The organism is Kitasatospora sp. NEAU-CNBT7 (assembly GCF_057220535.1).
Genome location: NZ_JBXQQB010000093.1, coordinates 1 through 4,651, shown reverse-complemented (window position 1 = coordinate 4,651; position 4,651 = coordinate 1). Strand labels below are relative to the sequence as shown.

Annotated in this window: 4 protein-coding genes and 2 pseudogenes; 3 read left to right on the top strand and 3 right to left on the bottom strand. The window is 67.9% G+C overall.

From position 1 onward, the window contains the following. A pseudogene (locus AC2TEW_RS38310) lies at nucleotides 1-128 on the bottom strand (IS6 family transposase); the annotation flags it as partial. Between the two features lie 459 nt (nucleotides 129-587). On the opposite strand from AC2TEW_RS38310, the gene AC2TEW_RS38305 reads away from it, so the two are divergent. From AC2TEW_RS38305 to AC2TEW_RS38295, 3 genes are all read left to right on the top strand, one after another. After that, entirely contained in the window at nucleotides 588-1,085 is a 498-nt protein-coding gene (locus tag AC2TEW_RS38305; RefSeq protein ID WP_484627784.1) for an ISAs1 family transposase, read from the top strand. A 1,090-nt stretch (nucleotides 1,086-2,175) separates the two neighbouring features. Further along, nucleotides 2,176-2,652 carry a calcium-binding protein gene (locus AC2TEW_RS38300; RefSeq protein ID WP_484627783.1) on the top strand — a complete coding sequence of 159 codons (477 nt, stop codon included), beginning with the start codon at nucleotides 2,176-2,178 and terminating at the stop codon, nucleotides 2,650-2,652. A 156-nt stretch (nucleotides 2,653-2,808) separates the two neighbouring features. Then, complete coding sequence (locus tag AC2TEW_RS38295; protein ID WP_484627782.1) at nucleotides 2,809-3,894, top strand: ISAs1 family transposase; 1,086 nt, start codon at nucleotides 2,809-2,811, stop codon at nucleotides 3,892-3,894. Here the strand turns inward: AC2TEW_RS38295 and AC2TEW_RS38290 are convergent. Together AC2TEW_RS38290 and AC2TEW_RS38285 are read right to left on the bottom strand one after the other, a co-directional pair. Continuing rightward, nucleotides 3,828-4,124, bottom strand: a pseudogene (locus tag AC2TEW_RS38290) (integrase core domain-containing protein); the annotation flags it as partial. The gene AC2TEW_RS38295 and the pseudogene AC2TEW_RS38290 sit on opposite strands and share 67 nt — an antisense overlap. Nucleotides 4,125-4,128: 4 nt before the next feature. Further along, the coding region (locus AC2TEW_RS38285; protein ID WP_484627735.1) for an IS30 family transposase at nucleotides 4,129-4,651 on the bottom strand (523 nt) is incomplete at its 5' end.

Sequence of the window (4,651 nt, the reverse complement as noted above, 5' to 3'; positions counted from 1 at the left end):
TTCGCCCAGGTCTGCCCGAACTTCAGACACCAGCGCCGGATCGTCTCGTAGGACACGACGACGCCGCGCTCGAGCATCAGCTCCTCCACCTCGCGGAAGCTGAGCGGGAACCGGAAGTACAGCCACATACAGTGCGAGATGACCTCCACCGGGTACCGGTGGTTGCTGTACGACGGCGGCGTGGACGACACGGACAAGCCCCTTCGGTACGACCAACCCGAAGATCATCCCACCCCGCCACCGACAACGTGACAGTGCCCTTCAGCAGCACCAGCAGCGAGAGGAGCGCCTCCGGACGCCCACGGGTCCGCGACCGCGCCCACGCGATCTCGGCCTCATCCGGGGTTAAGAACTGCGCCAGCTCGCGTTCCGAGATGATCCGCTTGAACCGCGGATACGCAGTCCGTTCCACCGACGCCACAACCACACCGCCAATCACATGATCAGCAGCACACTATCCCGGCCCAGGGCTTACGATCATCACGGACCGTCACACAACAACCTGCACCTCGTGCAACCAGATATGACCGTAAGTCACCAAGTGGCGGGTTTCGCGCGTATCTCCTCCGACCTCCAACCAGCCCGCGCTGTTCCGACAGCTCAGGTCGCTGCCGTGGCCCCAGGTCACGGCCCGGCACTACCAGCGCGGCACCGGGCGTGGCCGCCGCGAGACCCGGGTGACCCGCGCCCTGACCGTCACCGACCTGGACTTGGACTTCCCGCACGCGGTCCAGGCCGCGAAGATCACCCGCTACCGCACCGATCGCAAGAGCGGGAAGCGGACCCGGCAGACCGTCTATGCGCTCACCGACCTGTCCCACCTGCAGGCTTCGCCGAGGCGGATCGGCACCCTCGCACGCTCGCAGTGGACCATCGAGAACCGCCTGCACTTCGTCCGCGACACGGTCTTCGGCGAGGACGCCTCCCAGGTCCGCACCGGTCACGGACCGGAGAACATGGCCACCCTGCGAAACCTGGCGACCAACACCCTCCGTAGCCACGGCCACACCAGCATCGCCGCCGGCCTCCGCCACGTCTCCTACGAGTCCTTCACCCGCCCCCTCGACCTCCTGCACATCCCCTGAGCAGGGCGGATGCAAGATCAACAGGACTTTGAATCAGCCCTGGGGCGACAAGCAGATGAATTGGGTCATGCCTCCTTGTTGGTCAGCCTGCTGGATTTGCGCCGTGGCGTGCACGGCTAGCTGGTAGCGGGCTGCCATGATCGCTGCGCAGGGTCAGTTCCTTTTGCCTGGCATCGGAGGCTCCATGCGTGACATCAGATTCTCCCGGGAGGTTTTCCGCGGAGCTTGGAATGCGCAGATGGCCGCTGCTGCGGCCCTGTGTGTGGGGGCTTCTTTGTCCCTTATCCCGTTCACGGCAACACCGGCCCACGCCGCGGCCTGCCTCTCTATCGACGGCGGGGCCCGGACGGAGTGCACGTTCGAGTACACCGGTGCGGAGGAGAGCTTCACCGTTCCTGACGGTGTTACGTCCCTTGACATCGTTGCTGTAGGAGCGTCCGGAGCTTCAGGTACCGGAGGCGGCCTCGGTGGCGGTGGCGGGGCAGGGGACATGGTGAGCGGCCGTGTCACCGTCGTGCCTGGCAGCTTGCTCTACGTGACCGTCGGCGGGGCCGGTAGTGGTGCTGTCGGTGGGTTCGGCGGGGGTGGCGGCGGCGGGTTCGCTCGGGGTGGTGGTGGCGGCGGGGCGAGCACGGTGCAGACCTGCAGCGCCAGCGATCCCGGATGCTTGCCCACTGGCCTGCCTTCAACCGATCCCCGCCTTGTCGTCGCAGCCGGCGGCGGTGGAGGGGGAGAAGGAGGATCGTGCGGCATTGCCTGTGTGACCGGCGGAGGAGGAGGCGCGAGCAACGGCACGGCCGGGCCAGGAGCCTCCCCGGGAGGAAACAGCAGCTCAGGCAACGGAGGCAGCGGGGGCAACGGCAGAGGCGCGGATGCCTCTGACGGAGGGGGAGGCGGTGGGGCAACAGCCGCTACCGCAGGCGCAGCCGGCGGTAGCGGCGCCAATCCGGGCGGCGCGGGTCTGGGAGGCAATGGAGCACCGGCAGGCGGCGGCGGGGGCGGGGGCGGCTTTTATGGCGGTGGCGGCGGTGGCGGTAGAGGCGGCGTATTCAACGTGGTTGGTGCCGGCGGTGGCGGTTCGGGATCGGACTTGACCCCCGCTGGGGGCACGTCGGCCGTAGCCTCCGGCCCCTCACGCATTGTCATCACCTACACCCGCAGTTGCGCGAACGCAGCAGCGACGATCACCGGCACCCCCGGAAACGATTTCATCACCGGCACTCCCGGCGACGACGTGATCTTCGCGCTGGCCGGGAACGACTTTGTAAACGGTGCCGGAGGTAACGACCTGATCTGTGGCGCCTCCGGAAACGACACCCTCCAGGGCGGTACCGGAAACGACCGTATCGAGGGCGGCTCCGGAAACGACTCTCTGACCGGCCAGGACGGTGACGACACCCTGGTGGGGAACGAGGGCAACGACACCATGACCGGTGGAAACAACAACGACAACCTTACTGGCGGGCCGGGCAACGACAGCCTCAACGGCAACATCGGCACGAACACCAACGACGGCGGCCCCGGCAACAACTTCTGCACCAACCCCAACACCGGCCCTGGCTGCTGAACCCAACCCACACACCCAGGGCTGATTCAAAGTCCTGGTGATCATGCGAATGTGCAGGTCACGGCGGTGTGAGAGAGCTGGCGCCGGCCGTTGCGGATGCATCGAGGCTCCGGTTGAAGAGATGACCTTGTCCGTCACTCTCCAGCCGGAGCCTCGATGTGCCGTCAGTCTGCCACCTGCTGTCCCGCCGTCCCATCCGTACGTCAACTCGGTGGCGATACCGGCCTGGCGGACCGGTTGGCGTTGCTGCCGGATCCCCGGGATCGGCGCGGTCTGCGTCACCCGTTGGTGAGCGTGCTGCTGGTCGCGGCTTCGGCGGTGCTGACCGGCGCCCGGTCGTTCCGGGCGATCGGGCAGTGGGCCGCCGAGGCACCGCAGCACGCTCTGGCCCGGCTCGGCGCGCGGACCGTGGGCGCATTCGGCGTGTGTACGGCGCCCAGCACCTCGACGATCCGGCGGGTGATCGGAGCAGGCTGCCCCGGTGGCCTGGCCGACCTCACCGGCGAGGATCCCGCCGGGGTGGACACGCTCGCGGTCGACGGCAAGAGCGCCCGCGGCTCGCGCACCGACGACACCCCCGCCGCGCACCTGCTGGCCGCGATGACCGGCGCCGGCCGGACCGTGACGCAGGTGCGGGTGCCTGACAAGACGAACGAGATCACCTGCTTCGCCGCCCTCCTGGAGCCGTTCGACCTGACCGGGGTGACCGTGACCGCCGACGCCCTGCACACCCAGCGGGAGCATGCCCGGTTCCTGGCCGAGGAGAAGAACGCGCACTACCTGCTCGTCGTGAAGGCCAACCAGCCCGCGCTGTTCCGACAGCTCAGGTCGCTGCCGTGGCCCCAGGTCACGGCCCGGCACTACCAGCGCGGCACCGGGCGTGGCCGCCGCGAGACCCGGGTGACCCGCGCCCTGACCGTCACCGACCTGGACTTGGACTTCCCGCACGCGGTCCAGGCCGCGAAGATCACCCGCTACCGCACCGATCGCAAGAGCGGGAAGCGGACCCGGCAGACCGTCTATGCGCTCACCGACCTGTCCCACCTGCAGGCTTCGCCGAGGCGGATCGGCACCCTCGCACGCTCGCAGTGGACCATCGAGAACCGCCTGCACTTCGTCCGCGACACGGTCTTCGGCGAGGATGAGGTGACCCCCGGAGTGTGGACACAGGGGTTTCATGCCGCGAGGGAGAGTTTAGCCGGGGTGTGGTGCTGTTGTTCGAACTCCAGCGGTGAGAGGTAGCCGAGCGCGCTGTGGCGTCGGCGGGCGTTGTAGTAGGTGAGCCACTGAAAGATCTCCAGCCTCGCCTGGCTCATCGTCCGGAACAGCGTGCGGTGCATGGCCTCGCGCTTCAGGCTCTGCCAGAGGCTCTCGGCCAGGGCATTGTCGTAGCTCGAGCCGACCCGGCCCATGCTCCGGCGGATGCCGTGCCGGTCGCAGACCTGCGCGAACGCGGCCGAGGTGTACTGGGTGGATTCAACCGGTGGACGCAACACCGGCTTCCTGTAGTGATAGTAGGTGCTCGTTGAGGGCTTCGGCAGGTGTCTTCCAACCGAGGCTCTTGCGGGGTCTGCTGTTGAGCGTGGCGGCGACCGCTTCGATATCCTCAGCCGCCCATCGGGACAGGTCGGTGCCCTTCGGGAAGTACTGCCGCAGCAGACCGTTCGTGTTCTCGTTGGTACCGCGCTGCCACGGGCTGTGCGGGTCGGCGAAGTAGACCGGAACGCCGGTCTCGATGGTGAACTGGGCGTGCGCCGAGAGCTCCTTGCCACGGCCCCAGGTCAACGACCGCCACAGCTGCTCGGGCAGGCTGCCGATCGTCGTTGCAAGCGCGTCCTTCATGGTCACAGCGCCGTAACCGGCCAGCGGTGGACCGTTCTTGGTGCGGGGAACGATACCGTAGCCGTCCTGGCGGGGCAGGTGGACGAGCACCGTGAACCGGGTCGTGCGCTCGACCAGTGTGCCGATCGCCGACCGCTCGAGTCCGATCAGGAGGTCG